The organism is Pseudomonas marginalis (genome assembly GCF_024169655.1).
Lineage (GTDB): Bacteria > Pseudomonadota > Gammaproteobacteria > Pseudomonadales > Pseudomonadaceae > Aquipseudomonas > Aquipseudomonas paraveronii.
This window is the reverse complement of the sequence record NZ_JALJWV010000001.1, coordinates 3,732,452-3,758,163: the sequence shown is the minus strand read 5'-3', so window position 1 is coordinate 3,758,163 and position 25,712 is coordinate 3,732,452. Positions and strand designations below refer to the sequence as shown.

Below are 25,712 nucleotides of genomic sequence, written 5' to 3'. Positions count from 1 at the left end.
ACGTCCCGTGATGATCCGTTGTGGAGCTTGACCATGACCGCTGCTGCGTACCCCCACCTGCTGACCCCGTTGGACCTGGGTTTTACCACCTTGCGCAACCGTACCCTGATGGGCTCGATGCACACGGGCCTGGAAGAAAAACCGGGCGGTTTCGAACGCATGGCGGCCTATTTTGCCGAGCGCGCCCGTGGTGGCGTGGGCCTGATGGTCACCGGCGGCATTGGCCCGAACGATGAAGGTGGGGTGTATTCCGGCGCGGCCAAGCTGACCACCGACGAAGAGGCGCAGAAGCACAAGATCGTGACCCGCGCCGTACACGCCGCCGGCGGCAAGATCTGCATGCAGATCCTCCATGCCGGTCGTTATGCCTACAGCCCCAAGCAGGTGGCGCCGAGCGCGATCCAGGCGCCGATCAACCCGTTCAAGCCCAAGGAGCTGGACGAAGCGGGCATCGAGAAGCAGATCCAGGATTTCGTCACCTGCTCGCTGCTGGCCCAGTCCGCCGAATACGACGGCGTCGAAATCATGGGCTCCGAAGGCTACTTCATTAACCAGTTCCTCGCCGCCCACACCAACCACCGTACCGATCGTTGGGGCGGCAGCTACGAAAACCGCATGCGCCTGGCGGTAGAAATCGTGCGCCGGGTGCGCGAAGCCGTCGGCCCGAATTTCATCATCATCTTCCGCCTGTCGATGCTCGACCTGGTGGAAGGCGGAAGCAGCTGGGAAGAAATCGTGCAACTGGCCAAGGCCATCGAGCAGGCTGGTGCGAGCATTATCAACACCGGGATCGGCTGGCACGAAGCGCGCATTCCGACCATCGCCACCAAGGTGCCGCGTGGCGCGTTCAGTAAAGTCACCGCCAAATTGCGTGGCGCGGTGCAGATCCCACTGATCACCACCAACCGCATCAACACCCCGGAGATTGCCGAGCAGATCCTCGCCGCAGGCGATGCCGACATGGTCTCGATGGCGCGGCCGTTCCTCGCCGACCCAGAGTTCGTCAACAAGGCCGCCGCCGGCCGTGCCGATGAAATCAACACCTGCATCGGCTGTAACCAGGCCTGCCTGGACCACACCTTCGCCGGCAAGTTGACCACCTGCCTGGTCAACCCGCGCGCGTGCTACGAGACCGAACTCAACTACTTGCCGGTCAAGCAGATCAAGAAAATCGCCGTGGTCGGCGCCGGTCCTGCGGGCCTGGCCGCGGCCACGGTGGCGGCCGAGCGTGGCCATCAGGTGACATTGTTCGATTCGGCCAGCGAGATCGGCGGCCAGTTCAACATCGCCAAGCGCGTGCCGGGCAAGGAAGAGTTTTTCGAAACCCTGCGTTACTTCAATCGCAAGTTGCAGACCACCCATGTGGAGCTGTGTCTCAACACCCGTGTCGACGTCGCGCAACTGACGGCGGGCGGGTACGACGAGATCATCCTGGCCACCGGTATCGCACCGCGCACGCCGGCGATTCCGGGCATCGATAACCCCAAGGTGCTGAGCTACCTCGACGTGATTCTCGAGCGCAAACCGGTGGGCAAGCGCGTCGCGGTGATCGGTGCCGGTGGTATCGGCTTCGACGTGTCGGAGTTCCTCGTGCATCAGGGTGTGTCCACCAGCCTGGACCGCGACGCGTTCTGGAAAGAGTGGGGCATCGACACGCAGTTGCAAGCGCGTGGCGGTGTCGCCGGGATCAAGCCTCAACCTCACCCGCCGGCGCGCGAGGTGTTCCTGTTGCAGCGCAAGGCCTCCAAGGTCGGCGATGGGTTGGGCAAGACCACCGGTTGGATTCACCGCACCGGTTTGAAGAACAAGCAGGTGCAGATGCTCAACAGCGTCGAGTACCTGAAAATCGACGATGAGGGCCTGCATATCCGCATCGGCGCCGAGGGCGAGCCGCAGCTGTTGGCGGTGGACAACATTGTGATCTGCGCTGGCCAGGACCCGTTGCGCGAATTGCAGGACGGCCTGGTCGCGGCGGGCCAGAACGTCCACCTGATCGGTGGCGCCGATGTAGCGGCCGAACTGGACGCCAAGCGCGCCATCAACCAGGGCTCGCGCCTGGCGGCTGAGTTGTAAAATGCCCGGAAGGGGCGGTGTTAGACTACCGTCCCTTTTTTTCATGCGGACTTGCCCCGATGGGCCCTTTCGATTGGCTGCCCCATGCGCCCCTGGAACCGCTGCCGCTGGATTGGCTGAACGGGGTTGAGTTGGCCGTGCTGCGCCTGGACCGCATTGACCCGCTGATCAGCGGCAACAAGTGGTTCAAGCTCACCGAGCATCTGGCCCAGGCGCAACAGGCCGGTGCTGGCGGGATCATCAGCCTTGGAGGGGCATACTCCAACCATCTGCATGCGCTGGCGGCGGCCGGCAAACGTTTTGATTTTCCCACCGTCGGCCTGTTGCGCGGCCATCCCCAAGACACGCCCACCGTCCTCGACCTCAAGGCCTTCGGCATGCAGCTGGATTGGCTGGGTTATGGCGGCTACCGTGCGCGGCATGAGCCAGGTTTCTGGCTGCCGTGGCGCGAGCAATATCCCCATCTTTATCCAGTGCCCGAAGGCGGCGGGGGTATCGCCGGCGCGTTGGGTTGCGGCGTATTGGTCGAGCAGGCGCGCGCGCAGTTGAGCAACGTGGGGTGGGACGATTACGACGCATGGTGGCTGGCGGCAGGCACCGGCACGACCCTGGCCGGGCTGGCACTGGCCGAGGCGGGGGCGCATCCGGTGTACGGCGCAATGGCGGTGCCGGACGACCACGGCGTAGCACAGAACGTGCGCGCCATTGTGCAGGGCGGGTATGAGTTGTTGGACGCCAGTCGGGGCGGCTTCGCCAAGGTCGACCGGTTATTGCTCGACTTTATCGAGACCACGCAACAGGCTTGCGGCTTACCGCTGGAGCCGCTCTACACCGGCAAAGCACTGCTGGCGTTGAAGCAACAGGTCGCAGCCGGACGCTTCCCTGCGGGCACGCGTCTGATCTTCGTTCACACCGGCGGCTTGCAAGGCCGCCGAGGGTTGGCTGCCTAGCGTTTGGGGATCATGCGCAACACGGTGTTATCACGCATGAAGTAGTGGTGGTACAGACCGGCCGCGGCATGCAGGCCAATCAACCAATAACCGATGGAGCCGCCCAGTTCATGCCACTCTTTGATCTGCTTGGACAAGTCCTTGTTTTCGCCGATCAAGGGCGGTAACTCGATTCCGTAGAACATCACGGAGTGCCCTTGGGCACTGACGATCAGCCAGCCGGCAATCGGCATGCCGATCATGAACGCATACAGCGCAAAGTGCATCAGGGTCGCCAGTAGGCTCTGCCATTGTGGCGGTGCCGGTACAATCTTCGGCGCCACCCCCAGCGAGCGCGCAAACAGGCGCAGCCAGACCAGCACAAACACGGTCAGGCCGAGCATGAAGTGCATTTCCACGATCAACGTGCGCCCGCCACTGCCTTTGGGGAAGATCCCGCGAAACTCAATACAGGCGTAAACCACCGCCAGCAGCACAAGCATCAACCAGTGCAACGCAATCGACATAGTGCTGTAACGTGACTCGGAATTTTTCCACGGCATTGCTTGGTTCCTCTCTCATCAGGGCAAATCTCCGTTCTTTGGCGACGAAGTTCTTTTACTTTAAGCCTGTTTTGCGGGGTTTGCCCGACGTGAATGCCGTTGAGTTGACCTTGATCAGTGGCTTTGCGGCATTTCACCACGCGCCAGGCGCCGGTTGATGTCGGCGATCACCGCTGGCAGGTCGGTGATGGTGTCGATCAGGTAGTGCGGCTGCGAACCTTCGAACATGGCTTCGATACGCGTGCGCTCGCGGGCCAGGGCGGTGCTGTCCAGGGCACGGAACTGCGCGTAGGTCAGGCCCAGGGCGTTGCCGGAGCAGGTCAGGGCCACGGTCCACATCCCGGCGCGACGGCCTTCGAGAATGCCCGGCACGGTGTCGTCGACCTTGACGCACGCCGCTACATCGTCAATCCCCAGGGCGATCACGTTGGCCAGCGCCTGCGCCGGCCATGGGCGGCCATTGGGCACGTCGTCGGTGGCGACCACGTGGTCGGCGACGTAGCCGTTGGTGGCGGCCAGCGCGACGACCTTGTCCATCACTTGCTTGGGATAGCCGGAACAGGAGCCGATCTTGAGCCCTTGCGCACGCAGCGCAGCGATGCAGTCGAGGGCGCCGGGGATCAGGGCCGAGTGCTCGGCGATTTTTTCGATCTGCAGCGGCATGAAGCGCTGGTAGATGGCGGTTACGTCGTCATCGGTTGGCGTGCGGCCGAACGTTTTGCGGTAACGCTCGGCAACCTGCGGCTGGTTGCACAGGGTGCGGATATGCTCCCATTTGCCCATGCCCATCGGGCCACGGGCTTCTTCGATGGAGACGTGCACATCGAACTCGGCGAAGGCTTCGACAAAGATCTGCGTCGGGGCGAACGAGCCGAAGTCGACCACGGTGCCGGCCCAGTCGAGGATGACGGCCTGCAGGGTGTCGGGGTGTTGATAGTTCATGGTTCAGATCCTGTGGGTAAAGGGCAATCAGATGTCCAGCACTTGCATTTCTTGCAGCGCCTGCGCAACGGCCGCGACCGCCGCACGCATCTCGGGCGCATTGACGTGGCCGATGCAGCCCACGCGAAAGGTCTCCACCTGGGTCAATTTGCCCGGGTACAGAATGAAACCCTTGGCCTTGACCCGTTCGTAGAACGCCTTGAACTGGTAGCGCGGGTCTTTCGGCGCATGGAAGGTGACGATGATGGGGGCCTGGATCGCCGCCGGCAGAAAGCTGCGCAGGCCCAGTTCGGCCATGCCGTCGAGCAGCACTTGGCAATTGTTGGCGTAGCGTCGGTGGCGCGCGGGCCGGCCGCCTTCTTCGTGGTATTGCAGCAGCGCTTCGTGCAGCGCGGCGACCACGTGGGTCGGCGGGGTAAAGCGCCACTGGCCGGTCTTGGCCATGTAGTGGTGCTGCTCGAAGAGGTCCATCGCGAGGGAGTGACAGTTGCCTTGGGCGGCGCCCAATGCGTGTTTTTCGGCGAAGACAAACCCCATGCCTGGCACGCCTTCCAGGCATTTGCCTGAAGCGGCGATCAGGGCGTCGAACGGTACTTCGCGGGCATCGATCGGCAGCGCGCCGAAGGAACTCATCGCGTCGACGATCAGGCGCTTGCCATGCTGTTTGACCACTTGGGCGATCTGCGCCAGCGGGTTGAGGAGGCCGGTACTGGTTTCGCAGTGGATCAACGCGACGTGGGTGATGGCCGGGTCGGCGTGCAGCAGGCGGTCGACGTCGGCGGCGCTGGCGGGTACGTCCTCGGCGGTTTCAACGGTGCTGAAGTCGCGGCCGAGCACTTCGCAGATCTTCGCCAGGCGCTTGCCATAGGCGCCATTGATCAGCACCAGCACCTTGCCGTCGCGTGGCACCAGGGTGCCGATGGCGGCTTCGACGGCGAACGTGCCGCTGCCTTGCAACGGCACGCAATGGTGGCTGTCTGCGCCGTTGATGATCGCCAACAGTTGCGCGCAGACGCTGGCGGTCAACTGGTTGAAACGCTCATCCCATGAACCCCAATCCACCCGCATTGCCTGGCGGGTGCGGGCAGAGGTGGTCAGGGGGCCAGGGGTCAGCAGGATCGGCGCGGCGGTGCTCATCTCAAGTCCTTGCAAGGTGTCGGGGGTTGACGTTACGGCGCCTAAATTGCAGTTTGGCTTGTCATCAATCAAATTGTTTGTTGTTATGCGAGCTATCAGTTAGGCCGATAGTCGGGTCAGTCAGCATGAACTTGTTCCAACTACGCGCATTCGATGCGGTGGCCCGCGAGGGCAGCTTTACCCGTGCAGCGGCGCGGTTGTTCATCAGCCAGCCGGCGGTGACCGGGCACATCAAGGCTCTGGAAGAGCACTACCAGATCCCGTTGTTGCGCCGCACTGCGCGACGCGTGGAGTTGACCGAAGAGGGCACACGCCTGGCGGCGCTCACCCGGGCGATCTTCGGCCTGGTGGACGAAGCCCAGGCGCTGCTGGAGGCTAATCGGCAGTTGCTCACCGGGCGCCTCGAAGTGGCGGCGGATGGCCCGCACCTGGTGATGCCGATGATCGCCAGCCTGCGCGCGCGCTACCCGGGCATTACCGTCAACCTGCGGCTGGGCAATGCCCAGGAAACCCTGGCGGCGCTGCTGTCCGAGCATGCGGATGTGGCGGTGCTCACCGAAGTTGAACCGCGCAACGGCCTGCACCTGCAAGCGTTGAGCGAGTCGCGGATCTGCGCGTTGGTGCCGGCTGGCCACCCGTGGGCGATGCTGGCCGAGGGCATTCAACTGGCGCAACTGCACGAGGTGATCATGGTGCTGCGCGAGCCCGGGTCCATCACTCGGCGCACCTTTGACCACGCCTGTCTGAGCGCGGGTGTGCAACCGAAAGTACTGCTGGAGCTGGACAGCCGCGAGGCGGTGACCGAAGCCGTTGCTGCGCAGTTGGGGGTGGGCGTGGTGTCCTCGATGGAGGTCAGCCCGGACCCACGCGTGCGTGCGCTGCCGATCCACGGGGAGGGGCTGGTCAACCGACACAGCCTGGGGTGCATGGAGCGCCGTCGGTCGCTGCGTTTGATTCAGGCGTTTTTCGAGCTGGCGCCGTGAAGGTTTTTTGGTGGAACGTTGCGTTTTTGCCCTATAAACTCTGCCCCCAAAGCGCCGGCCAGTAGACGTCTCGGCGCGATGCATGAGGAAGAGAGCAAGTCATGGGCGCACAGTGGAAAGTCAAACATAAAGAAGCGGCAGCCAATGCCAAGGGCAAGATCTTCGGCAAACTGGTGAAAGAGATCACTATCGCTGCCCGTAACGGTGCCGACACCGCGACCAACGCCCACTTGCGTCTGGTGGTGGAGCAGGCCAAAAAAGCCTCGATGCCCAAGGAAACCCTGGACCGCGCCATCAAGAAAGGCGCCGGTCTGCTCGGTGAGACCGTGCAGTACCACCGCGTGACCTACGAAGGGTTCGCCCCGCATCAGGTGCCGTTGATCGTTGAATGCGTGACCGACAACATCAACCGCACCGTGGCCGAAATCCGCGTGGCGTTCCGCAAGGGCCAACTGGGCGCTTCCGGCTCCGTGGCCTGGGACTTCAACCACGTCGGCCTGATCGAAGCCGCGCCGGACAGCCCGGACGCCGATCCTGAAATGGCGGCCATTGAAGCCGGCGCCCAGGATTTCGAAGAGGGCGAAGAAGCGGGCACCACCCTGTTCATCACCGAAACCACCGACCTCGACGCCGTGCAGAAAGCGCTGCCGGAGCAGGGTTTTACCGTGCTGTCGGCCAAACTGGGCTATATCGCGAAGAACCCGGTGACGGGTTTGACCGACGAGCAGATGGCTGAAGTCGAAGCCTTCCTCGAAGGCCTGGACAACCATGATGACGTGCAGGATATGTTCGTCGGCCTGGCCGGCTGATTCGTGGCTGAATAAACGCGCTTCAAACGGTGTGAGGGGGCTTGCTCCCGATAGCGGTGTGTCAGTCAACGACGATGTTGAATGGGCCACTGCCATCGGGAGCAAGCCCCCTCCCACATTGGGTTCAGTGGTGTGGAATAGATTGCAGCAGCGCTTCGACTTCTTTGAAGCTCGGCCGGGCCAACACCTCGGGCTGACAGCAGCGCGCCTGTAAGCCTTCCAGGATCTGGCGTGCGGCGTCGCTCAAGCCCGTGTCAATCCGCTCCAGCAACTCCCCGAGCAACACCCCGAACGCACGCACTTCAATGCGTTGCAGCGCCCTGGTTTCCACGGTGTCCGCCGAGGCATGGAACGACGCCGCGCCGAAATCCCCGAGCAAGCAGTCGCCCGCCGCGTTCCACAGAATATTGTGGGCGTACAGGTCGCCATGGGTGATGCCGTGGCGGTGCAGGTGCGCGGCCACCGAGGCGATGCCGCGTGCCATGCGCAATGCCACGGCGAGGCTGAAGCGGGTGGCCGGTTCGTAGATATCGCGGGTGCAGGACGCCAGGCTCGGCAGGGCGGCGAGGTTGCGGTAGCTCGGCTCGATCAGGTCCATCACCAGTGCGGCCTGGTCATCCGGGTGGCCAACCACGCGGCCTTCCACCTTGATCAGGTTCGGATGCAGCCCGGCGGCAATGCACGCCTGCATTTCGTGCAGCGGTGAGCCATCGCTGGTGATGCTGCCTTTATACAGCTTGACCGCCACCGGCTTGGCCGAGGGTTGCCAGAGCGCCTTGCGAATCACCCCGGAGGCGCCTTCTCCGAGAACCTCGGCCAGTTCCAGTGCCGACCACGGAATATCTGGCGTCGCGTCGTCGTCAGCCACGTCTACCGCCATTTCCACCGGGTTGCCGGCGTAGGCCAGCCAGGTCAGGCTGGGCAGTGCCAGGAGCCAGTGCGGCAAGCCGGTGAGGCGGTTGGAGGCGATGCGGATCAGTTCCAGGTTGCGACAATTGGCCAGGCTTGGCGGCAGGTGCGCCAGGTGGTTGCCGGCCAGCATCAGTTTTTGCAGCAGCGGCCGCTGGCCCAATTCGTCGGGCAGTTGGCTGATGCAGTTGTCGGTGAGGATCAACCAGCGCAACAGCGGTGGCAGCGCGGCGGCCGGTACGTGGCGGATGCGGTTGGCCTTGAAGCCGATCATGCTCAGCTTTGCGCATTGGCCCAGGCAGGCCGGCAGCTCGGTAAAGGCGTTGTCCGAGCAAAACAGCACGCGCAGGTGCGGCAGGCGGTGCAGGTCGTCGGGCAGGCTGCTCAGGGCGTTGCCACTGAGGTTGAGGATTTCCAGGGAGTCGGCCAGTTCGAAGATTTCCCGGGGGAATTCGGTCAGCCCGCAGGACAGGTCCAGGCGCTGGATGCCGGCCAATTGGCCGGCCTTGAGTTGGGCGAGGGTATTCATGAACGGCGCGGTCACTCGGCAAGGGGGGTGTAAACGGCGCTCATGATAGCGGGTCGGGCGTGTGTTGCGGGTGGACCGCTTGCAATTGGTTCAGGCGACTGGCAGTACGCGCCAGATCGATGGCTTGGCCGCTCAACGCCTGCTCCAGCGGGTGCGCACCGATCAGGATCAGCTGTTTATCCTGGTCGTAGAGCACGTCCACCAAATTGATAAAGCGCTGTTGCACGGCAATCGGACAGTCTGCCAGGTGCGGCAGCCCGTCGATGATCCAGTGGTCGAAGTCCTGGCACAGCAGCAGGTAATCCATCACCGCCGTGAGTTGTTCGCAGAGGTCAGCGAACGTGAAGGCGATGCGCCGTGCCTGCTGGCTGCGGCAGCGCAACGGGCGGTTGCCGACTTTCAGCACCTGCGCCAGGCAATCCGTGGCCGGCAGCCCGAGCGCGGTGCGCTGCGCCGTCGTGCCTGGCCACACGTACTGACCGCTGCTGAAGCGCTGTTCGGCATGGGCCTGGGGCAGGCTGCGGAAGTCCTCGGGCGAGCTGACTTCCAGCACGTCCATGCGCGCCGCGATCAGCTCGATCACCGGTTTGAAGCGCTCGTGGTACAGCGGGTTGGGCAATAGCCCTTGCGGCGGGTAATTGGACGTCACCAGCACCAGCACGCGACGTTGGAACAACGCCTTGAACAGGCGATTGATCAGCATTGCATCGCCGATATCGTGGACGTGGAACTCGTCGAAACACAGCACGCGGCAGCCGTCCAGCAGCGCATCAAGGGTCACGGCCAGTGCGTCGTGGTGCTGACGATGGGCGAACATGCCCCGGTGCAGGTGGGCGAAAAAGTCATGGAAGTGCACACGTTGTTTTTCGGCAATCGGCAACGCCTGGAAAAACCCATCCAGCAGCCAACTTTTGCCGCGCCCCACCGGCCCGTGCAAATACAGGCTGCGGGTGGGCTGGCCGGCGAGCAGGTGCCGGGTCTCACGCGCCATCGCGGCAATCGCCTGGGCCTGTGCGGCGCTGAGGGTATAGCCGTGCTGCTCGGCCTTGGTCTGAAAGAACGTCGGGATGGGCGAGTCGTCGTGGGTGTGGGTTTTTTTACCGAGCAAACGACGGATCAGGGAACGCGGCGCCAAAGGGAGTCACTCTGTGTGCGGTGGTCGCTCACTTTAGGGCGATACCTTGGATTTGACCAATAGAGAAGCGCGCCGCCAGCTATCTCGAAACCGCATGGCTGTCGGTTTCTAGAAGCGCAGCAGCGGCGTGGTCGGCTGATCCACCGGGCTGACCATCGCGTAGTTGTACCCGCCGCCGGACCAGTACTCGGCCTGCAAGCCATCGGCGCTGCGGCTGCCACGGGGCAGGAAGTTATTTTCCGGGCCAGGTGGGCGGATATAAAAACTGATGTGCCGGCCTTGCAGATCTTCGTACAGCACCATCGCCGCCGCGCCTTGTTCGGTGCTGAGCAAGCGCCCGCTGACGGGACTGAAGCCCGCCTGGCTCAGGTCTGGCAGGCGCTGGGCCTGGTTGAAATAGCGGTCGAGCCAGGCTTGCATCGTGTCGCTGCCCTGGGCGTGATAGTCGGCGGGCAGCACGCCGTCCTGGGCAAACAGGCGGTAGGCCTGCATGGCGTCAGTCATGGGCAACATGGACGGTTGCGTGGCTTCGCGGGCCTGCCAGCCGCCCAGACCGCCAAGGCTGATCGCTATCAGCAGCAGCGCCGCCGTGGCGAAATGGCGGCGCGACTGCTGCTTGATGCGCTGGCGGATCAGCGCCGGGTCCAGATTCGGGTTGGCCGGCTGCTGGAGTGCGCCACTCAAGGCGGCGCGCAATACGTGTGCGTCCTGCTGCCAGGCATGGACCTGAGCGGCGACCTCGGGGTGGGCCGCCAAGTAGGTTTCCAGCACGCGCCGATCGCTCTGCGGCAGTTGCTGATCGACGTAGGCATGCAAATCGTGTTCGCTGGGGGGCAGGCTGATCATTTGAGTATCCGCAGGGAAGGGCTGCTAATTTCGCCATCGCTGAGTTGACGCAGGGCTTGGCGCGCCCTGGACAGGCGCGACATTACGGTGCCGATGGGCACATCGAGAATCTGCGCGACTTCCTTGTAGCTCAAGCCTTCGACCGACACCCACAACAGCAAGGCGCGCTGTTCGCTGTTGAGCTGGTCGAAGGCTTGCAGGGTCGACTGGGCGATCACCGTGCGTTCGACCGAGGGCTGCACATCATCGCGGCCAGTAAACAACTCAAGCATGCGTGCATAGCGACGGGTGCGCCGATGGGCATCGAGAAACTGCCGGTAGAGGATCGAGAACAGCCAGGCGCGCAGGTCGCCGTCGACGGTTTTGTCGGCCCAGCGCGTGATCGCCCGTTCCAGGGTCGATTGCACCAGGTCGTCGGCGCTGCTGGCGTTACGGCTCAAGGACACGGCAAAACGCCGCAGCCTGGGGATGAGTTCACGTAACTGTTCGTCGAGTTCATGCATGGGGAATCGAGTCTAGCCGGTTGTATGCAGGTAGACGCTGCTCCCTGTAGGTTATTCCACTCGCGATGAAAAGAAACTTTACGCGTGACGGTGAGACGTTTCTGTAAATCCTGAGCACCTGTAATCACCGGCTCGCGCCTCAATCCACCCTCGTACCTGCCAGCTATTTTTCGGCAGTCAACCGATAAGGGTGTATCCATGACGTTTTCACCGACCGACAAGCAGCTTTTTTCCCACCCGGTGCTGGCGCATCTGTCTGTCCTGCAGCGAGTCTTGTTTGAGCAATGGGGCTTTGGCCCGTCAACCCCTCCGGGCTACGGCTGTATCCACCACGCCATCGAAGCGCAAGCGGCGCTGGCGCCACACGCGACGGCGGCGGTGTGCGCGGGACAGCGCATCAGTTACGAACAACTCAACCGCCAAGCCAATCGTTTGGCCGCGCGTCTGGTCGAGCAGGGCGTGCAACGCGGCGACACGGTGGCGCTGTTCGTCGAGCGTTCGATCCCCATGGTGGTGGGCCTGTTGGCGGTGTTGAAGGTCGGCGCCGCGTATGTGCCGCAGGACGCCAGAATCGTACCGCCCCTGCAACTGGCCATGGTCCTCGAGTCCTTGACCAGCCCGGTGATTCTGACCCTGTCGAACCTCGCGGATCGCATTCCGCCGGACGCCGCCCAGCGCCGCCTGTGCCTGGACACCTTCCTGGCCGAAGAGCCCTGGATCTCCCAGGACCATCATCCCGCGTTCGCCGCCGCCGACACCCATGACCTGTGTTTCGTGCTGTTCACGTCCGGCACGACAGGGCGCCCCAACGGCGTGTGTGTCAGTCACCGTAACGTCTGCAACATCCTGCTGACGCAGCCCGGGCGGATGGGCATGGCGCCGGGCCGCAACGTGGGGCAGATCCTCAATATCGGGTTCGACATGGCGGCCTGGGAAATACTCGGCTGCCTGGCCCATGGCGCGACGTTGCTGATTCGCGGCAAAGCCATTGCACAGACCGCTGCACAGTGCCATGTGTTGATTGCAACCCCCTCGATACTGGCGCGCCTCGACCCTCGGCAGTGCCCCGATCTCCAGGTGGTCGCGGTCGCCGGAGAACCCTGTTCCCAGGCCCTGGCCGAGCGTTGGGCCGAGCACTGCACGTTCTACAACGGCTGCGGGCCCACCGAAACCACCATCGTCAACACGCTGCATCGGCATGTGCCTGGCGCGCCATTGACCATTGGCCAGCCGACACCCAACAACAGCGTGTACGTGCTCGACGAACAGGGCCGCCCCTGTGAGTTGGGGCAAACCGGGGAAATGTGGGCGGGCGGCGCCGGGGTGACGGCGGGCTACCTGAACAACCGCGCACTGACCCACGAACGGTACCGCCCGGACCCCTTTCTGGGCGGCGACGCCATGATGTTCCGCACGCGCGACCTAGGGCGCTGGACCGCCGACGGACAACTCGAGCACTTGGGCCGCGTCGATGACCAAGTGAAAGTCCGCGGGTTCCGCGTGGAACTGGACGCGGTGTCCACCGCCCTGGAGGCCGGCGATGGCTGCACGCGGGCGGTCACGCTGAAGCTCGACAGCCGCACCTTGGTGGCCTTTGTTTCGCCGGCCGGCGCCGACGTCGCGTCTTGCCGATTGCAGTGCGAGCAACGCCTGGCCTATTACTGCGTGCCGTCACTGATTGACGTGGTGGAGCATTTTCCACTGACCGCCAGGGGCAAGATCGACAAGGCGCTGTTGCTGCAACGGGCGCGCCAACGGTGGGTGGCATTGCAGGCGTTCGCGCCGCGGGAGTCTGGCCATGCTTGATGCGCTGAGCCAAACCGTGGTGCCGCCCAAGCCGGCGCTCTGGCGGCGCTGGACGGCGTTGCCGGTATTTTCCTACTACAACCGCCTGATGGCGCTGGTGTTGATCAGCAACCTCGCGTTTGCCGTGTTCGGCGTCGGCCTGCCGGGCATCACCGCGCAGACGTTGTCGGAGCTGGTGCTGATCAACCTGTCGCTGGCGATCCTGATTCGCCAGCAATACCTGATCAATGCGTTGTTCTGGTTGGCGACGCGTGTCCCCGTCACCTGGCCGCTGCGTGTGCGGCGCAGCGCGGCCAAGGTGTACCACGTCGGCGGGCTGCACAGCGGCGCGGCCCTGGCGGCCACGGGTTGGTTCGCGGGGTGGGTCGGTGTGCGGGCCACGGACTATCTGCAGCAGCCGGGCAGTGTTTCGCTCGCCGGGTTGTGGCTCGGCGCTACGTTGCTCGGTGTGTTGCTGTTGATGGTGGTCATGGCGCAACCGCGCATTCGGGGGCGATTTCACAATGGCTTCGAGCGGGTTCATCGGTTTGCGGGTTGGGGCGCGTTGCTGTTGTTTTGGGGGCTGACGGTGCTGGCGTCCGTCGATAGCTTTGCGAGCCTGTTGCGCAGTTGCGCGTTCTGGATGCTGGTGCTGTTGACGCTGAGCATCGCGCTGCCCTGGCTGCGGCTGCGCAAGGTTGCCGTTGAACACACGCGGCCTTCCGGGCATGCGGTGATTACGCGTTTTACCCACACCACGCCTTTCGCCGGTTCGTCGACTGCGATCAGCCGGCATCCGCTGCTGGAGTGGCACTCCTTTGCCAACATCCCTACGCCGGGCCAGGCCGGGTTTCGTCTGACCATCTCCCGCGCCGGGGATTGGACGGGGCGGTTTATCGAGGACTTGCCGAGCCATGTATGGGTCAAGGGCATCACCACTGCCGGCGTGGCCAATGTGGAAACCCTGTTCAAGTCGGTGGTGTACGTCGCTACCGGCAGCGGGATCGGTCCGGTCATGCCGCATTTACTCGCGGCGCGGCTGCCGATTCAACTGATCTGGTCGACCCGCAGCCCAAGGAAGACCTACGGCGACGAATGGGTCGACGAGATCCTGCGCGCCCAGCCCGGCGCGTTGATCTGGGACACCGATGCGCGCGGCAAACCGGACCTGGTGCAGTTGGCCTACGGCGCGGTGCAAGCCTTTGGCGCGGAGGCTGTGATCTGTATCGCCAACCAACGACTGACGCGACAGGTGGTGCAAGCGCTGGAAGCCCGGGGCATACCCGCCTATGGCGCGATCTGGGATTCCTGAAAAGCGCGTGTTCATTCAACAATATCAATCACTGGAGGTGCCTATGAATGTAGTGATCGAGCGTCAGGGTCGGGTGGTCCTGGTCAGGCTCAATCGTCCCCAGGTCAAGAATGCGCTGAACTCGGCGCTGATGACCGAGCTGGTTTCCTGTCTGGAGGCTCTGGACCAAGACCCCCAGGTCGGGTGTTTTGTCATCACCGGCGGTGCGCAGTATTTTGCCGCCGGAGCCGATATCAAGGAGATGAGCGGCAAGACCTATCAGGACATGCTCAACGAGGATTACTTCGTCGGCTGGGAGGCATTTACCCGCCTGCGCACGCCGACCATCGCCGCCGTCAACGGTTACGCCTTCGGTGGCGGCTGTGAGCTGGCGCTGATGTGCGACATGATTTTTGCTGCCGATAGCGCCACCTTTGCCCAGCCGGAGATCAAGCTCGGCGTGATCCCAGGCATGGGCGCGACCCAGCGTCTGACAGGCTTGATCGGCAAGGCCAAGACCATGGACCTGGTGCTGACCGGGCGGCCGATGAGCGCTCAGGAGGCTGAACAGGCCGGGCTGGTGTCGCGTGTCTATCCGGCGACGAGCTTGTTGGAGCAGACGCTGGTGGTGGCCGCGCAAATCGCCGGTTTTTCTCGCCTGGCCACGCGGGCGGCGCGTGAAGCGGTCGAGCAATCCCTGCAGCTGGGCTTGCACGAGGGCGTGCGGCTGGAACGCCGGCTGTTCCACAGTCTGTTCGCCACGCCTGATCAGCAGGAGGGCATGCGGGCGTTTCTCGACAAGCGAGCGGCCGTGTTTAATCAGGTCTAGGAGGGCGCAGGACCCAGTGCTGGGGCTACTCTGAAAAAAACTACAGCGGAAGGGGAATAAACCTACACGGGATTCGTCTCATAGCTCAATTCCCCCCTGGCCACGTGCCCTGGAGCTTTCATGGTAGATCACTCATCACCGCCCCGTCGGCCACTCGGCACGGCTAGCCTGGTGCTTAGGCTGGCGTGTATCGGTGGCGTGGTAGCGGCTGTCGCCGGGGCGTTTGCCTACGTCAACGGCACCTTCGACCCACAACGCCTGCAGCCCAAAACCCTGGTCAATGCCCTGGAAACCAATAACGGCGTCCACCCGGGGTTCCGGCGCAACCATGCCAAGGGCGTGTGTGTCGCGGGGTACTTCGAGAGCAGCGCCGAGGCGCGGGCCTACTCCAGTGCCCAGGTATTCAGCGCGGCCAAGACCCCATTGATCGGCCGGTTTGCCTTGCCCAGCGGTAATCCCTACGCGCCGGACAGCAGCGTGCCGATCCGCAGTTTTGCCGTGCAATTCAGCCAGGCCAACGGCCAGCAGTGGCGCACCGGGATGAACAGCATGCCGGTGTTTCCGGTGGGCACCCCTGAGGCGTTCTACCAACTGCTCAAGGCCGGCGCGCCCGATCCAGCCACCGGCAAGCCGAACCCGGCGAATATGCCGGCGTTCTTTGCGGCCCATCCCGAGGCCGCGCCGTTCCTGGCGTGGGTCAAGACGGCCAAGCCATCCGCCAGCTATGCGACGGAAACCTACAACGGTATCAACGCGTTTTTCCTGGTGGGCGCCGATGGCAAGCGCCAGGCCGTGCGTTGGGCGGTTGTCGCGCAGAGCCAGGATGCTGTGGGCGATACCGCGCCAGCCGGCAGTGACTTCCTGGAAAAAGACCTGGTGCAACGCCTGGCTTCCGGACCGCTGCGCTGGCAGTTGAAGCTGACCCTGGCCAACCCCGGCGATCCGCTCGACGATGCAAGCAAACCCTGGATCGGTGAGCACACCGTGTTGAACGCCGGCACCCTGGTGCTGCAAAGCAGCCAAGCGCAAGCAGACGGCGATTGCCGCGACATCAACTTCGATCCGCTGATTCTGCCAAGCGGTATCGAAGCCTCGAATGACCCGTTGCTGGCCGCGCGTTCGGCCGCCTACGCCAGTTCCTACCTGCGCCGCGCCGCAGAAGTCAGCCCGTTGCACCGCAGCCCTCAGGAGTCGAAGCCATGAATGCCCAACCACGGTTTTTCGCCCCGCTGGCGCGCTTGCTGCACTGGCTGATGGCGCTGATGATCATCGCCATGCTGTTTATCGGAGCGGGGCTGGCAGCGTCGGTTTCCGAACGGCATGAATGGTTGATTCACCTGCACAAGCCGCTGGGTATCGCGATTCTGGCGTTGGTGATGGTGCGCTTGGCAGTGCGCTTTTCCACGCGCCAACCGCCGTTGCCTAGCGATTTGCCGCGATGGCAAGTGTTGGCGGCCAAGGCTTCCCATTGGCTGCTGTATGCCTTGATGCTGGTGTTGCCGCTGCTCGGTTGGGCGATGATTTCGGCGGCGGGCGACCCGGTGATGCTCAGCCGTTCGGTGCAACTGCCGGCGCTGGTGGCGGCCAACGCGCCGTTGTTCGCGGTGCTGCGCAAGGCCCATGGCTATCTTGCCTACGTGCTGTTTCTCACGGTGCTATTGCACCTGGCGGCGGCGCTGTTCCATGGGTTGATTCGCCGTGACGGCGTGCTGCAGAGCATGACGGGCACCCAGGACTGAGGCCCGCGCTCGATGGTTGTGGCGAGTACGCTCGCCGCATTCAGCGCAACAGGCTGACGATATCGGCCACGCTGCTCAACACATCCTTGCCCAACTGCATCGACCGTTTGCCCGACCAGCCGGTGTGCGGGTTGGGCGCGTCGTCGTTGTCCTTGAAGGGCATCTCCAGGGTCAGCGACAGGCAGTCGTATTTCTCCCCGACGGCATTGCAGGCCAGGGTCATATTGGCTTCGCCCGGTAGGTCGCGGGTGTAGCCGTGGGTAGTCTGGAAGTCACGGGTCAAGGCGCTCAGGTGGCTGCGGAAGTGTTTTTCCAGGCCTTCGATACGCGGGGTGTAGCCGGGGTTGCCTTCGCAGGCGGCGGCGAATACGTAGGGGATTTCCTCGTCACCGTGGATATCGAGGAACAGGTCGACACCATACTTTTCCATTTGCGTCTGGACGAACAGCACTTCAGGGCTGATCTCCTGGCTGGCGTTCTGCCAGGCGCGATTGAGGTCCTGGCCCATGGCGTTGGTGCGCAGGTGGCCGTGAAACGCGCCGTCGGGGTTCATGTTCGGCACCAGGTACAGGTCGGCGACGGCCAGCAGCTTTTTCAGCTCGGTGTCACGGTCCTGCTGCAGGCGTTCGATGATGCCTTCCATAAACCATTCGGCCATGTGCTCGCCGGGGTGCTGCTGGGCGATGATCCACACCTTGCGCCGACCTTCGCCACCTTTGCCACGGCGCAACAGTTGGATATCACGGCCTTCGACACTTTTACCGGTGGCCAGCAAGCGGGTGCCCGCATGGCTCAGCGCCTGGTCGATGAGCCAGTCGTGGCGCTCGCGGCTGTAGGGTTCGAAGTAGGCAAACCAGGCATGCTTCTCGCGGGTTTCGAGGCTGATGTGCAGGGTTTCGCCGTCGAAGCGCGTAGGCACCCGGAACCAAGTGACATGGTCATACGACGCCACGGCGTTATAGCCGCTCCAGGCGTGCTTATAGGACGATTGCCCGGCGTTGCTCAGGCGGAAGGTGTGGGTGTGGCCCACATGCATGCCTTCGGCCTTGAAGTGGAACCATTGGAAATGGTGACTGCGGGTATCGGGTTTGATTGCCAGCAACAAGTGATAGGCATCGCTGGCATCCAGAACCTGGATGTTGCCACTGTCGAAGTCGGTGCTGATTTTGATGGAGGTCAAGGCCACGGTCATAGTCTGGCTGCCTGAGTAGGAGTGTTGTGGCGGTTATCTTACACAGAGGCCGGGCAAAATCCGGATGCAAAATTGTTGCGGGGAGGGGGGGGCGTCATCCTTGACGCCGCGGCAGCTTAGAATTTATGAGATTGATTCTCAAGTGCTATTTCGCAAAGGTCTACGCCAGAGCGGTCGCCTGACTTTCTTTTGACGATGGTCTTTTGCTATCATGCGTGCCATCAAGCAACACAGTCTTCATTAGCCTGAAGCCATGCCAGGAAAACTGGCAAAAAAAAGACCCGGCCAAAGAGCCGGGTCAAAAACCGTGATTAGCCTGATGAGGAGATATTCCAAGAGTCCGACCTAAGGTCCCTTGGTCTATCGACTGATCTCGCGATCAGCTGGGTCCAATAATAATCATTATCATTTGCAAGTCAAATGTTTTTATCCGAGGGATAGAACTATTTTTCTTTCGCGTGGCTCATGCATCGTCCTGAGCCTGCGGCGCCTGCAACGATCGCTCCACCATCGCCTTCGCCATATCAATCAAATACACCACTGAAAATGCCAGGTCACGCTGGTTGCCTTGATGGCTGCTCGCCGATTCGTAGGCCGTGGCAGCCGCGCTGCGCAACAGGTCCGAGGCATGCACCAGGGCTTCCTCCGGGCTGATGCCGGGCTTGATGCTGAAGAAGGCGTCATTCGGGGCCGAGTCGCACATCTCTTCTTTCAAATAATAGTCCAGCGCACGTTGAGCGGCGCCGCTGCTGCGCATGTCGAGCAGTTCATGGGATTCGGGTTCGCCGGGCAGGCGATAGGGGCTTGTCGTCATAGGTCGGTACTCGGGTTGGGTGTCGAAACGCTGATGCCCGATAATAGTACGTATCGTATTTATGTCGTTTTATGGATTACTACAAACTGTTTATTGCCCTGAAAAATACGCAACGTATTGTCAGGCCCCATGGATAACTGGATAGCGTTGGTCAGGGCCAACATGAAAGACCGCAAGGTCACGCAGGATGAACTGGCCGAACGCCTGGGCATGTCCCAGGGCGGTGTGGGGCATTGGCTGAACAAGCGCCGGGTGCCAAGCCTGGCGGACATGAACCGGGTGCTGGAAGCACTGGGGCTGGGCGACCTGGAAGTTGCGCTGGATATTCGCCAGAAGACCGATGCACAGCCGGCCGGGCTACAACATTACAATCCGTATTTTCGCTACCCGGTCAGTGACTGGAAAGGTGTGTGCGAACTTCGCGAAGAGCGCCCGGCCTACGGCGCGGCACGCTTTGAACTGACGGATTATCACGCCCAGGGCGAGGCTTACTGGCTGCCCGTGGTCGGCGATGCCATGACCGCGCCCAGTGGCCTGAGCATCGGTGACGGCATGATCATCCTGGTGGACCCGGCCATCGACGCCGAACCCGGCAAGCTGGTGGTCGCGCAGTGTGCGCACAGCACGCAGGCGACCTTCCGCCAATTGCGCGAAGAGAGCGGCCAGCTGTACCTGGTGCCGCTCAATCCGACTTACCCCAAGCGGCTGTTCAGCGACGATTGCCGCATCCTCGGCGTCGTCGTGCAGGCCTCGGCTAAGTTCTAGTCCGCTGTTTCAAGTTCCACCAGCGCGCAACCTTCGGCAACCATTTCGCCTTCCTGGCAGAACAATGCCTTGACTACGCCGGCCTGGGGCGCGCGGATGCTGTGCTCCATCTTCATCGCCTCCAGCACCACCAATTGCGTGCCGGCTTCGACGGTCTGGCCGACGTCCACCAGCACACGCACGATGCTGCCGTTCATCGGTGCGGTGAGGCCGCCTTGGTGGGATTGGTTGGCCTCAACCGCCGCAATCGGATCGAACAGGCTGATGGCATGCATTTCGCCATCCCAGCGCAGGAACAGCGTGCCGGCGCTGCGCACTGCCAGATGGGCGCGGCGCATCCCCTGGTGCTCGATCAGCAGCTGTTCGCCTTGCAGTCGCGGCGCGTGCTGCGCCAACGTCACCAGGCGATCCTGGCCGTTGCTGCTCAAGTGCAGCGAGACTTCGGCGGGCAGCCCCGCGCGAAAGCCACGGGTGTCCGCCCATGGCCCGTTACCCGCTGGCAGGCTCTGCATGAAGGCCGAACCTGCGGCCTGCCAGAACGCGTCGCTCAACGCTCCGGGCGCCGGCAACAGTTCGTCCTGATAGCGCGGAATAAAGCCGGTATCCAGCTCGGCGGCGGCAAACGCCGGATGGGCGATGATGCGTCGCACAAAGCCCAGGTTGGTCTTGAGTCCGCCGACGGCGAACTCGTCGAGCATGCTCAACAGCCGCAGCCGCGCTTGTTCGCGGTCCTCGCCCCAGGCGATCAGTTTGCCGAGCATCGGGTCGTAGAAGGGCGAAACGCTGTCGCCTTGCTCGACACCGCTGTCCACGCGACGACCCGGGCCGGGTGCGGATTCACGGTACAGCGTCAGGTGGCCGGTGGCGGGGAGGAAATCATTGGCCGGGTCTTCGGCGTACAAGCGTACCTCGATCGCATGCCCGATCAACGGCACCTGCGCCTGGGTGATCGGCAGCGCTTCGCCCTGGGCCACGCGAATCTGCCAGGCCACCAGGTCGAGGCCGGTAATCGCCTCGGTCACCGGGTGCTCCACCTGCAGCCGCGTGTTCATCTCCATAAAGAAAAAATCGCCCCGGGCATCCAGCAAAAACTCCACCGTGCCCGCGCCCACATAACCAATGGCCTGGGCCGCACGCACTGCGGATTCGCCCATCGCCCGGCGTTGTTCGGCACTCAAGCCGGGCGCCGGGGCTTCCTCGACGACCTTTTGGTGGCGCCGCTGGATCGAACAGTCGCGCTCATTGAGGTACAGGCAGTGCCCGTGCTGATCGGCAAACACCTGGATCTCCACATGGCGTGGCTTGAGCAAGTACTTCTCCACCAGCATCTGCGCGTTGCCGAACGACGACAACGCCTCCCGCTGGGCGGAGGCCAGGGCTTCCGCCAGTTGGCTGACGTCCTCGACCACCTTCATGCCCTTGCCACCGCCCCCGGCCGTGGCCTTGAGCAGCACCGGGTAACCGATACGCGCACAGGCGGCGCGGAAAGTTTCCAGGTCCTGAGCCTCGCCGTGGTAGCCCGGCACCAGCGGCACGCCGGCGGTTTCCATCAGGGCCTTGGCCGCCGACTTGCTGCCCATGGCGTCGATCGCCGAGGCGGGCGGGCCGAGGAAGATCAACCCGGCGGCCTCGACGGCGCGGGCAAAACCGGCGTTTTCGGAAAGGAAGCCGTAGCCCGGATGAATCGCCTGGGCGCCGCTGGCCTGGGCGGCGGCGATCAGCTTGTCGATTTGCAGGTAGCTGTCGCTCGCTTTGCTGCCGCCGAGGTCGACGCGGATATCGGCTTCGCGGCTATGGCGCGCCTCGCGGTCGGTGGCGCTGTGTACCGCCACGGTGGTCAACCCCATCGCTTTGGCGGTGCGCATCACCCGGCAGGCAATTTCGCCACGGTTGGCCACCAGCACGCTGGTCAGTGTGTTCATGAACGTGGCTCCTGCGACTGCCAGCTGGGCGGGCGTTTTTGCAGGAATGCGCGTAAACCTTCCTGGCCCTCGGCGCTGACGCGGATCCGTGCGATGGCATTTTCGCAATAGCGCCGCAGCGCCGGGGTGAGGGCGCCGTTACCGACTTCGCGCAGCAAGTCCTTGCTCGCACGCATCGCCGCCGGGCTGTTTTGCAGGAGGTTGGTAATCCAGTGGTCGACCTGTTGATCCAGGGTTGCGGCCGGATAGCTTTCCGCCAGTAGGCCGAGGTCGCGCGCTCGCTCGCCGCCAAAGCGCTCCGCGGTCAGCGCATAACGACGCGCGGCGCGCTCCCCAATGGCTTGCACCACAAACGGGCTGATCACCGCAGGCGCCAAACCGATGCGCACTTCCGACAGGCAGAACTGTGCTTCATTCGCCCCAATCGCCATGTCGCAGCAACTGATCAGGCCCAGCGCGCCACCGTAGGCGGCGCCTTGCACCACCGCCAGGGTCGGGATTTTCAGCTTGGCCAGGTTGTACATCAGCTCCGCCAGTTCGCGGGCGTCGTCGAGGTTGGTGGCGTAATCCAGTTCGGCCGATTGCTGCATCCAGGCCAGGTCGGCGCCGGCACTGAAGTGTTTGCCGCGCCCGCGCAGGACCAGAAAGCGCAACGACGCATCGCCCTGCACGTGGTCGAGGGCGATGATCAGTTCGCGGATCATCTGGGCATTGAACGCGTTGTGCTTGGCTTCACGGCTGAGCCACAGCGTGGCGAAACCACGGCTGTCGGTGATCAGTTCGAGGGTGTTGAAATCGTTCATGGGGTACAGCTCCATTTACATGCGGAACACGCCGAAGCGGCTCGGCTCGATGGGGGCGTTCAGCGCGGCAGACAGGGCCAGGGCCAGCACGTCGCGGGTCTGCAACGGGTCGATGACGCCGTCATCCCACAGGCGTGCGCTGGAGTAATAGGGGTGGCCCTGGGTTTCGTACTGGTCGAGGATCGGCTGCTTGATCGCCGCTTCCTCATCGGCACTGAACCCGTTGCCGGCGCGTTCGGCCTGCTCGCGCTTGACCTGCACCAGCACGCCGGCCGCCTGTTCGGCGCCCATCACGCCGATGCGCGCGTTGGGCCACATCCACAAAAAGCGCGGGTCGTAGGCGCGGCCGCACATGCCGTAGTTACCGGCGCCAAAACTGCCGCCGATGATCACGGTGAATTTCGGCACTTTGGCGCAGGCCACCGCCGTGACCAGCTTGGCGCCGTGCTTGGCGATGCCGCCGGCTTCGTACTTCTGGCCGACCATAAAACCGGTGATGTTTTGCAGGAACAACAACGGAATCCCGCGCTGACAGGCGAGCTCGATAAAGTGCGCACCTTTTTGTGCGGCTTCGGCGAACAGAATCCCATTGTTGGCCAGGATCGCTATCGGGTAGCCGTGCAAGTGCGCAAAACCACAGACCAGGGTGGTGCCGAACAGCGCTTTGAACTCATCGAATACCGAGCCGTCCACCAGCCGCGCAATCACTTCGCGCACATCGAACGGCTGCTTGGCATCCGCCGGGATCACGCCGTACAACTCGTCGCCGCTGTACAGCGGCGCCACCGGTGTGCGTTGCAGCAACTGGCCCTGTTTGCGCCAGTTGAGGTTGGCTACGCTGCGCCGTGCCAGGGCCAGGGCGTGTTCATCGCTGTCGGCATAGTGGTCGGCCACGCCGGAGATCTTGCAATGTACATCGGCACCGCCGAGGTCTTCGGCGCTGACCACCTCGCCAGTGGCGGCTTTCACCAGCGGCGGGCCGGCGAGGAAGATGGTGGCTTGCTGGCGCACCATGATTGCTTCGTCCGCCATCGCCGGCACATAGGCACCGCCAGCGGTACACGAGCCCATCACCACGGCAATCTGCGGGATACCCTGGGCGCTCATGTTGGCCTGGTTGAAGAAGATCCGCCCGAAGTGCTCGCGGTCCGGGAAGACCTCATCCTGGCGCGGCAGGTTGGCGCCGCCGGAATCCACCAGGTAGATGCACGGCAGGCGGTTCTGTTCGGCGATGGTCTGGGCGCGCAGGTGTTTCTTGACCGTCAGCGGGTAGTAGGAGCCGCCTTTCACCGTGGCGTCGTTGGCGACGATCATGCATTCGACGCCTTCGACCCGGCCGATCCCGACAATCACCCCGGCGGCGGGCACGTCTTCGCCATACACCTGGTGGGCGGCCAGTTGGCTGAGTTCCAGGAACGGCGAGCCCGGGTCGAGCAAGCGGTTGATCCGCTCACGTGGCAGCAGTTTGCCACGCGAGGTGTGACGCTCCTGAGCCTTGGCGCCGCCGCCTTGCTGCACCCGGGCGAGCAGGGTGTGCAGGGCGTCGACCTGTTGGCGCATCGCCGCGCTGTTGGCGGCAAATTCCGCCGAGCGCGGGTTGAGCTGGGTGTGCAAGGTGGCCATGACGCGCTCCTTCAGCGGGTTTCGTTGAAGAGTTCGCGACCGATCAACATGCGTCGGATCTCACTGGTGCCGGCACCGATTTCGTACAGCTTGGCGTCACGCAGCAGGCGTCCGGCGGGGAATTCATTGATGTAGCCATTGCCGCCCAGGATCTGGATCGCGTCGAGGGCCATTTGCGTGGCGCGTTCGGCGCTGTAGAGGATCACCCCGGCCGCGTCCTTGCGCGTGGTTTCGCCGCGCTCGCAGGCCTGGGCCACCGCGTACAGGTAGGCGCGGCTGGCGTTGAGCTGGGTGTACATGTCGGCGACTTTGCCTTGGATCAGTTGGAATTCGCCGATGCTCTGGCCGAACTGCTTGCGGTCGTGGATGTAGGGAACGATCAGGTCCATGCAGGCTTGCATGATCCCGGTCGGGCCGCCTGAAAGTACGACGCGCTCGTAGTCCAGGCCGCTCATCAGCACTTTGACGCCGCCGTTAAGTATGCCGAGGATGTTGTCCTGCGGCACTTCCACGTCATCGAAGAACAGCTCGCAGGTGTTGGAGCCGCGCATGCCGAGCTTGTCGAACTTGTTGCTGCGGCTGAAGCCTTTCCAGTCGCGCTCGACGATAAACGCGGTGATGCCGTGGGCGCCTTTCTCAAGGTCGGTCTTGGCGTAGATCACGTAGGTGCTGGCGTCGGGGCCGTTGGTGATCCAGGTCTTGCTGCCGTTGAGCACGTAGTGGTCGCCGCGCTTGTCGGCGCGCAGTTTCATCGAGACCACGTCGGAACCGGCATTCGGCTCGCTCATGGCCAGGGCGCCGACGTGTTCGCCACTGATCAGTTTCGGCAGGTACTTGAGTTTCTGTTCATGGCTGCCGTTGCGGTTGATCTGGTTCACGCAGAGGTTGGAGTGGGCTCCGTAGGACAACGCCACCGACGCCGAACCCCGGCTGATTTCTTCCATGGCCACCACATGCGCCAGGTAACCCAGGCCGGCACCGCCGTATTCTTCCGCCACGGTAATGCCCAGCAGGCCCATGTCACCGAACTTGCGCCACAGGTCGGCGGGGAACAGGTTGTCGATGTCGATTTGTGCCGCGCGCGGAGCAATCTCCTTGGCCACGAAGGACTGCACTTGGTCGCGCAGCATGTCGATGGTTTCGCCGAGGGCGAAGTTCAGGGAGGGGTAACTCATGGAAGGCACCTTTATTATTGAGCTTTGTTGTTGTGGGGTGACGGCGCCGGGGGAGGGGCGCTAACCTTTACGTTAACGTAAGCCTGTGTCGCGGCGCTGTCAATCGTAGTTTACGTATACGTCAACCTGCAAAAAAGACAACAGGGGTGAGCGGTGTACCCGAGGCTACAGCGTGATCGGCCAGCGAGCTGGAACTGCAAGCGTGGTGCAAAGGCCGCATTGCGCATTTCAAGACGCCCAAGCATTTCAGAATCGTGGAGGAATTCCTGATTATGGTGACGGGCAAGGTCCAGAAATTCCGCATGCGCGAAATCGGCATCGAAGAGCTGCACGCCGAGCGCTGAATTGAGGTACATGCCTACTGCTTCCCGCTGACACGCGTTACCTAAAGTGGCGGATTATTTCGCCACTTGAAG

The 25,712-nt window shown here is 63.2% G+C and carries 23 protein-coding genes and 1 pseudogene; 11 read left to right on the top strand and 13 right to left on the bottom strand.

All coding sequences use genetic code 11. The features are described 5' to 3' along the window. The first annotated feature begins 33 nt into the window (after positions 1–33). Both J2Y83_RS16980 and J2Y83_RS16975 read left to right on the top strand, forming a co-directional pair. Complete coding sequence (locus J2Y83_RS16980; protein WP_253396897.1) at positions 34–2,073, top strand: NADPH-dependent 2,4-dienoyl-CoA reductase; 2,040 nt, start codon at positions 34–36, stop codon at positions 2,071–2,073. A 59-nt stretch (positions 2,074–2,132) separates the two neighbouring features. Then, positions 2,133–3,023 carry a 1-aminocyclopropane-1-carboxylate deaminase/D-cysteine desulfhydrase gene (locus J2Y83_RS16975; RefSeq protein ID WP_253396895.1) on the top strand — a complete coding sequence of 297 codons (891 nt, stop codon included), beginning with the start codon at positions 2,133–2,135 and terminating at the stop codon, positions 3,021–3,023. Here J2Y83_RS16975 and J2Y83_RS16970 read toward each other — a convergent pair. From J2Y83_RS16970 to J2Y83_RS16960, 3 genes are all read right to left on the bottom strand, one after another. Then, positions 3,020–3,565: a cytochrome b gene (locus tag J2Y83_RS16970; protein ID WP_253396893.1), complete on the bottom strand. Its 546-nt coding sequence runs from the start codon at positions 3,563–3,565 to the stop codon at positions 3,020–3,022. The two genes, J2Y83_RS16975 and J2Y83_RS16970, sit on opposite strands and share 4 nt — an antisense overlap. 114 nt (positions 3,566–3,679) lie before the next feature. Further along, positions 3,680–4,507 (bottom strand): phosphonoacetaldehyde hydrolase, encoded by an 828-nt coding sequence (gene phnX / locus J2Y83_RS16965; protein ID WP_253396891.1) that lies wholly within the window; start codon positions 4,505–4,507, stop codon positions 3,680–3,682. Positions 4,508–4,534: 27 nt separating this feature from the next. Continuing rightward, positions 4,535–5,644 carry a 2-aminoethylphosphonate--pyruvate transaminase gene (locus J2Y83_RS16960; protein ID WP_253396889.1) on the bottom strand — a complete coding sequence of 370 codons (1,110 nt, stop codon included), beginning with the start codon at positions 5,642–5,644 and terminating at the stop codon, positions 4,535–4,537. Between the two features lie 125 nt (positions 5,645–5,769). On the opposite strand from J2Y83_RS16960, the gene J2Y83_RS16955 reads away from it, so the two are divergent. Together J2Y83_RS16955 and J2Y83_RS16950 are read left to right on the top strand one after the other, a co-directional pair. Beyond that, complete coding sequence (locus J2Y83_RS16955) at positions 5,770–6,627, top strand: LysR substrate-binding domain-containing protein (RefSeq protein ID WP_253396887.1); 858 nt, start codon at positions 5,770–5,772, stop codon at positions 6,625–6,627. A 101-nt stretch (positions 6,628–6,728) separates the two neighbouring features. Then, positions 6,729–7,436: a YebC/PmpR family DNA-binding transcriptional regulator gene (locus J2Y83_RS16950; protein WP_253396885.1), complete on the top strand. Its 708-nt coding sequence runs from the start codon at positions 6,729–6,731 to the stop codon at positions 7,434–7,436. 124 nt (positions 7,437–7,560) lie between these two features. Here the strand turns inward: J2Y83_RS16950 and J2Y83_RS16945 are convergent, their stop codons facing one another. The 4 genes from J2Y83_RS16945 to J2Y83_RS16930 all read right to left on the bottom strand — a co-directional run bounded on the left by J2Y83_RS16945 (position 7,561) and on the right by J2Y83_RS16930 (position 11,358). Further along, positions 7,561–8,874 carry a protein kinase gene (locus tag J2Y83_RS16945; protein WP_253396883.1) on the bottom strand — a complete coding sequence of 438 codons (1,314 nt, stop codon included), beginning with the start codon at positions 8,872–8,874 and terminating at the stop codon, positions 7,561–7,563. Positions 8,875–8,914: 40 nt separating this feature from the next. Continuing rightward, complete coding sequence (gene zapE, locus J2Y83_RS16940; RefSeq protein WP_253396881.1) at positions 8,915–10,009, bottom strand: cell division protein ZapE; 1,095 nt, start codon at positions 10,007–10,009, stop codon at positions 8,915–8,917. A 108-nt stretch (positions 10,010–10,117) separates the two neighbouring features. Further along, positions 10,118–10,855: an anti-sigma factor family protein gene (locus J2Y83_RS16935; protein WP_253396879.1), complete on the bottom strand. Its 738-nt coding sequence runs from the start codon at positions 10,853–10,855 to the stop codon at positions 10,118–10,120. After that, positions 10,852–11,358 (bottom strand): sigma-70 family RNA polymerase sigma factor, encoded by a 507-nt coding sequence (locus tag J2Y83_RS16930; protein ID WP_253396877.1) that lies wholly within the window; start codon positions 11,356–11,358, stop codon positions 10,852–10,854. The genes J2Y83_RS16935 and J2Y83_RS16930 overlap by 4 nt, the downstream gene beginning before the upstream one ends. A 198-nt stretch (positions 11,359–11,556) precedes the next feature. On the opposite strand from J2Y83_RS16930, the gene J2Y83_RS16925 reads away from it, so the two are divergent. The 5 genes from J2Y83_RS16925 to J2Y83_RS16905 all read left to right on the top strand — a co-directional run bounded on the left by J2Y83_RS16925 (position 11,557) and on the right by J2Y83_RS16905 (position 17,002). Continuing rightward, positions 11,557–13,164: an amino acid adenylation domain-containing protein gene (locus tag J2Y83_RS16925; RefSeq protein WP_253396875.1), complete on the top strand. Its 1,608-nt coding sequence runs from the start codon at positions 11,557–11,559 to the stop codon at positions 13,162–13,164. Further along, complete coding sequence (locus tag J2Y83_RS16920; RefSeq protein ID WP_253396873.1) at positions 13,157–14,455, top strand: hypothetical protein; 1,299 nt, start codon at positions 13,157–13,159, stop codon at positions 14,453–14,455. Before J2Y83_RS16925 ends, J2Y83_RS16920 begins: the two co-directional genes overlap by 8 nt. 43 nt (positions 14,456–14,498) lie before the next feature. Further along, entirely contained in the window at positions 14,499–15,263 is a 765-nt protein-coding gene (locus J2Y83_RS16915; protein WP_253396871.1) for an enoyl-CoA hydratase-related protein, read from the top strand. Positions 15,264–15,383: 120 nt separating this feature from the next. Continuing rightward, on the top strand, positions 15,384–16,466 hold the full coding sequence (locus J2Y83_RS16910; protein WP_253396869.1) for a catalase family peroxidase: 1,083 nt from the start codon (positions 15,384–15,386) through the stop codon (positions 16,464–16,466). Then, positions 16,463–17,002, top strand: a complete 540-nt coding sequence (locus J2Y83_RS16905; protein WP_253396867.1) for a cytochrome b — start codon at positions 16,463–16,465, stop codon at positions 17,000–17,002. The genes J2Y83_RS16910 and J2Y83_RS16905 overlap by 4 nt, the downstream gene beginning before the upstream one ends. Positions 17,003–17,042: 40 nt before the next feature. On the opposite strand, the gene J2Y83_RS16900 is transcribed toward J2Y83_RS16905, so the two are convergent. After that, positions 17,043–18,194, bottom strand: coding sequence for a M14 family metallopeptidase (locus tag J2Y83_RS16900; protein WP_253396865.1), 1,152 nt, complete (start codon positions 18,192–18,194; stop codon positions 17,043–17,045). Positions 18,195–18,657: 463 nt separating this feature from the next. Then, positions 18,658–19,008 carry a DUF6124 family protein gene (locus J2Y83_RS16895; protein ID WP_253396863.1) on the bottom strand — a complete coding sequence of 117 codons (351 nt, stop codon included), beginning with the start codon at positions 19,006–19,008 and terminating at the stop codon, positions 18,658–18,660. A 129-nt stretch (positions 19,009–19,137) separates the two neighbouring features. Between J2Y83_RS16895 and J2Y83_RS16890 the strand changes: the two genes are divergently transcribed. Then, complete coding sequence (locus J2Y83_RS16890) at positions 19,138–19,773, top strand: LexA family protein (RefSeq protein WP_253396862.1); 636 nt, start codon at positions 19,138–19,140, stop codon at positions 19,771–19,773. On the opposite strand, the gene J2Y83_RS16885 is transcribed toward J2Y83_RS16890, so the two are convergent. From J2Y83_RS16885 to J2Y83_RS16870, 4 genes are read right to left on the bottom strand one after another with little or no spacing between them, the layout of a single operon-like run. Continuing rightward, on the bottom strand, positions 19,770–21,695 hold the full coding sequence (locus J2Y83_RS16885) for an acetyl/propionyl/methylcrotonyl-CoA carboxylase subunit alpha (RefSeq protein WP_253396860.1): 1,926 nt from the start codon (positions 21,693–21,695) through the stop codon (positions 19,770–19,772). The genes J2Y83_RS16890 and J2Y83_RS16885 overlap by 4 nt on opposite strands. After that, positions 21,692–22,498 carry a gamma-carboxygeranoyl-CoA hydratase gene (locus J2Y83_RS16880; RefSeq protein WP_253396858.1) on the bottom strand — a complete coding sequence of 269 codons (807 nt, stop codon included), beginning with the start codon at positions 22,496–22,498 and terminating at the stop codon, positions 21,692–21,694. The genes J2Y83_RS16885 and J2Y83_RS16880 overlap by 4 nt, the downstream gene beginning before the upstream one ends. A 15-nt stretch (positions 22,499–22,513) precedes the next feature. Further along, on the bottom strand, positions 22,514–24,121 hold the full coding sequence (locus J2Y83_RS16875; RefSeq protein ID WP_253396856.1) for a carboxyl transferase domain-containing protein: 1,608 nt from the start codon (positions 24,119–24,121) through the stop codon (positions 22,514–22,516). 11 nt (positions 24,122–24,132) lie between these two features. Then, positions 24,133–25,296, bottom strand: a complete 1,164-nt coding sequence (locus J2Y83_RS16870) for an isovaleryl-CoA dehydrogenase (protein WP_253396853.1) — start codon at positions 25,294–25,296, stop codon at positions 24,133–24,135. Between the two features lie 176 nt (positions 25,297–25,472). On the opposite strand from J2Y83_RS16870, the pseudogene J2Y83_RS29900 reads away from it, so the two are divergent. Next, positions 25,473–25,640: pseudogene (locus J2Y83_RS29900) on the top strand (hypothetical protein); the annotation flags it as partial. Positions 25,641–25,712 lie beyond the last annotated feature (72 nt).

Bases quoted from the DNA above. Each gene is read 5' to 3' on its own strand.
- J2Y83_RS16890 (WP_253396862.1), top strand. From the start codon at position 19,138: ATGGATAACTGGATAGCGTTGGTCAGGGCCAACATGAAAGACCGCAAG.
- J2Y83_RS16875 (WP_253396856.1), bottom strand. From the start codon at position 24,121: ATGGCCACCTTGCACACCCAGCTCAACCCGCGCTCGGCGGAATTTGCC.
- J2Y83_RS16925 (WP_253396875.1), top strand. From the start codon at position 11,557: ATGACGTTTTCACCGACCGACAAGCAGCTTTTTTCCCACCCGGTGCTG.
- J2Y83_RS16900 (WP_253396865.1), bottom strand. From the start codon at position 18,194: ATGACCGTGGCCTTGACCTCCATCAAAATCAGCACCGACTTCGACAGT.
- J2Y83_RS16905 (WP_253396867.1), top strand. From the start codon at position 16,463: ATGAATGCCCAACCACGGTTTTTCGCCCCGCTGGCGCGCTTGCTGCAC.
- J2Y83_RS16970 (WP_253396893.1), bottom strand. From the start codon at position 3,565: ATGCCGTGGAAAAATTCCGAGTCACGTTACAGCACTATGTCGATTGCG.
- J2Y83_RS16915 (WP_253396871.1), top strand. From the start codon at position 14,499: ATGAATGTAGTGATCGAGCGTCAGGGTCGGGTGGTCCTGGTCAGGCTC.
- J2Y83_RS16870 (WP_253396853.1), bottom strand. From the start codon at position 25,296: ATGAGTTACCCCTCCCTGAACTTCGCCCTCGGCGAAACCATCGACATG.
- J2Y83_RS16975 (WP_253396895.1), top strand. From the start codon at position 2,133: ATGGGCCCTTTCGATTGGCTGCCCCATGCGCCCCTGGAACCGCTGCCG.
- J2Y83_RS16980 (WP_253396897.1), top strand. From the start codon at position 34: ATGACCGCTGCTGCGTACCCCCACCTGCTGACCCCGTTGGACCTGGGT.
- J2Y83_RS16935 (WP_253396879.1), bottom strand. From the start codon at position 10,855: ATGATCAGCCTGCCCCCCAGCGAACACGATTTGCATGCCTACGTCGAT.
- J2Y83_RS16885 (WP_253396860.1), bottom strand. From the start codon at position 21,695: ATGAACACACTGACCAGCGTGCTGGTGGCCAACCGTGGCGAAATTGCC.
- J2Y83_RS16895 (WP_253396863.1), bottom strand. From the start codon at position 19,008: ATGACGACAAGCCCCTATCGCCTGCCCGGCGAACCCGAATCCCATGAA.
- J2Y83_RS16955 (WP_253396887.1), top strand. From the start codon at position 5,770: ATGAACTTGTTCCAACTACGCGCATTCGATGCGGTGGCCCGCGAGGGC.
- J2Y83_RS16920 (WP_253396873.1), top strand. From the start codon at position 13,157: ATGCTTGATGCGCTGAGCCAAACCGTGGTGCCGCCCAAGCCGGCGCTC.
- J2Y83_RS16950 (WP_253396885.1), top strand. From the start codon at position 6,729: ATGGGCGCACAGTGGAAAGTCAAACATAAAGAAGCGGCAGCCAATGCC.
- phnX (WP_253396891.1), bottom strand. From the start codon at position 4,507: ATGAACTATCAACACCCCGACACCCTGCAGGCCGTCATCCTCGACTGG.
- J2Y83_RS16945 (WP_253396883.1), bottom strand. From the start codon at position 8,874: ATGAATACCCTCGCCCAACTCAAGGCCGGCCAATTGGCCGGCATCCAG.
- J2Y83_RS16930 (WP_253396877.1), bottom strand. From the start codon at position 11,358: ATGCATGAACTCGACGAACAGTTACGTGAACTCATCCCCAGGCTGCGG.
- J2Y83_RS16910 (WP_253396869.1), top strand. From the start codon at position 15,384: ATGGTAGATCACTCATCACCGCCCCGTCGGCCACTCGGCACGGCTAGC.
- J2Y83_RS16880 (WP_253396858.1), bottom strand. From the start codon at position 22,498: ATGAACGATTTCAACACCCTCGAACTGATCACCGACAGCCGTGGTTTC.
- J2Y83_RS16960 (WP_253396889.1), bottom strand. From the start codon at position 5,644: ATGAGCACCGCCGCGCCGATCCTGCTGACCCCTGGCCCCCTGACCACC.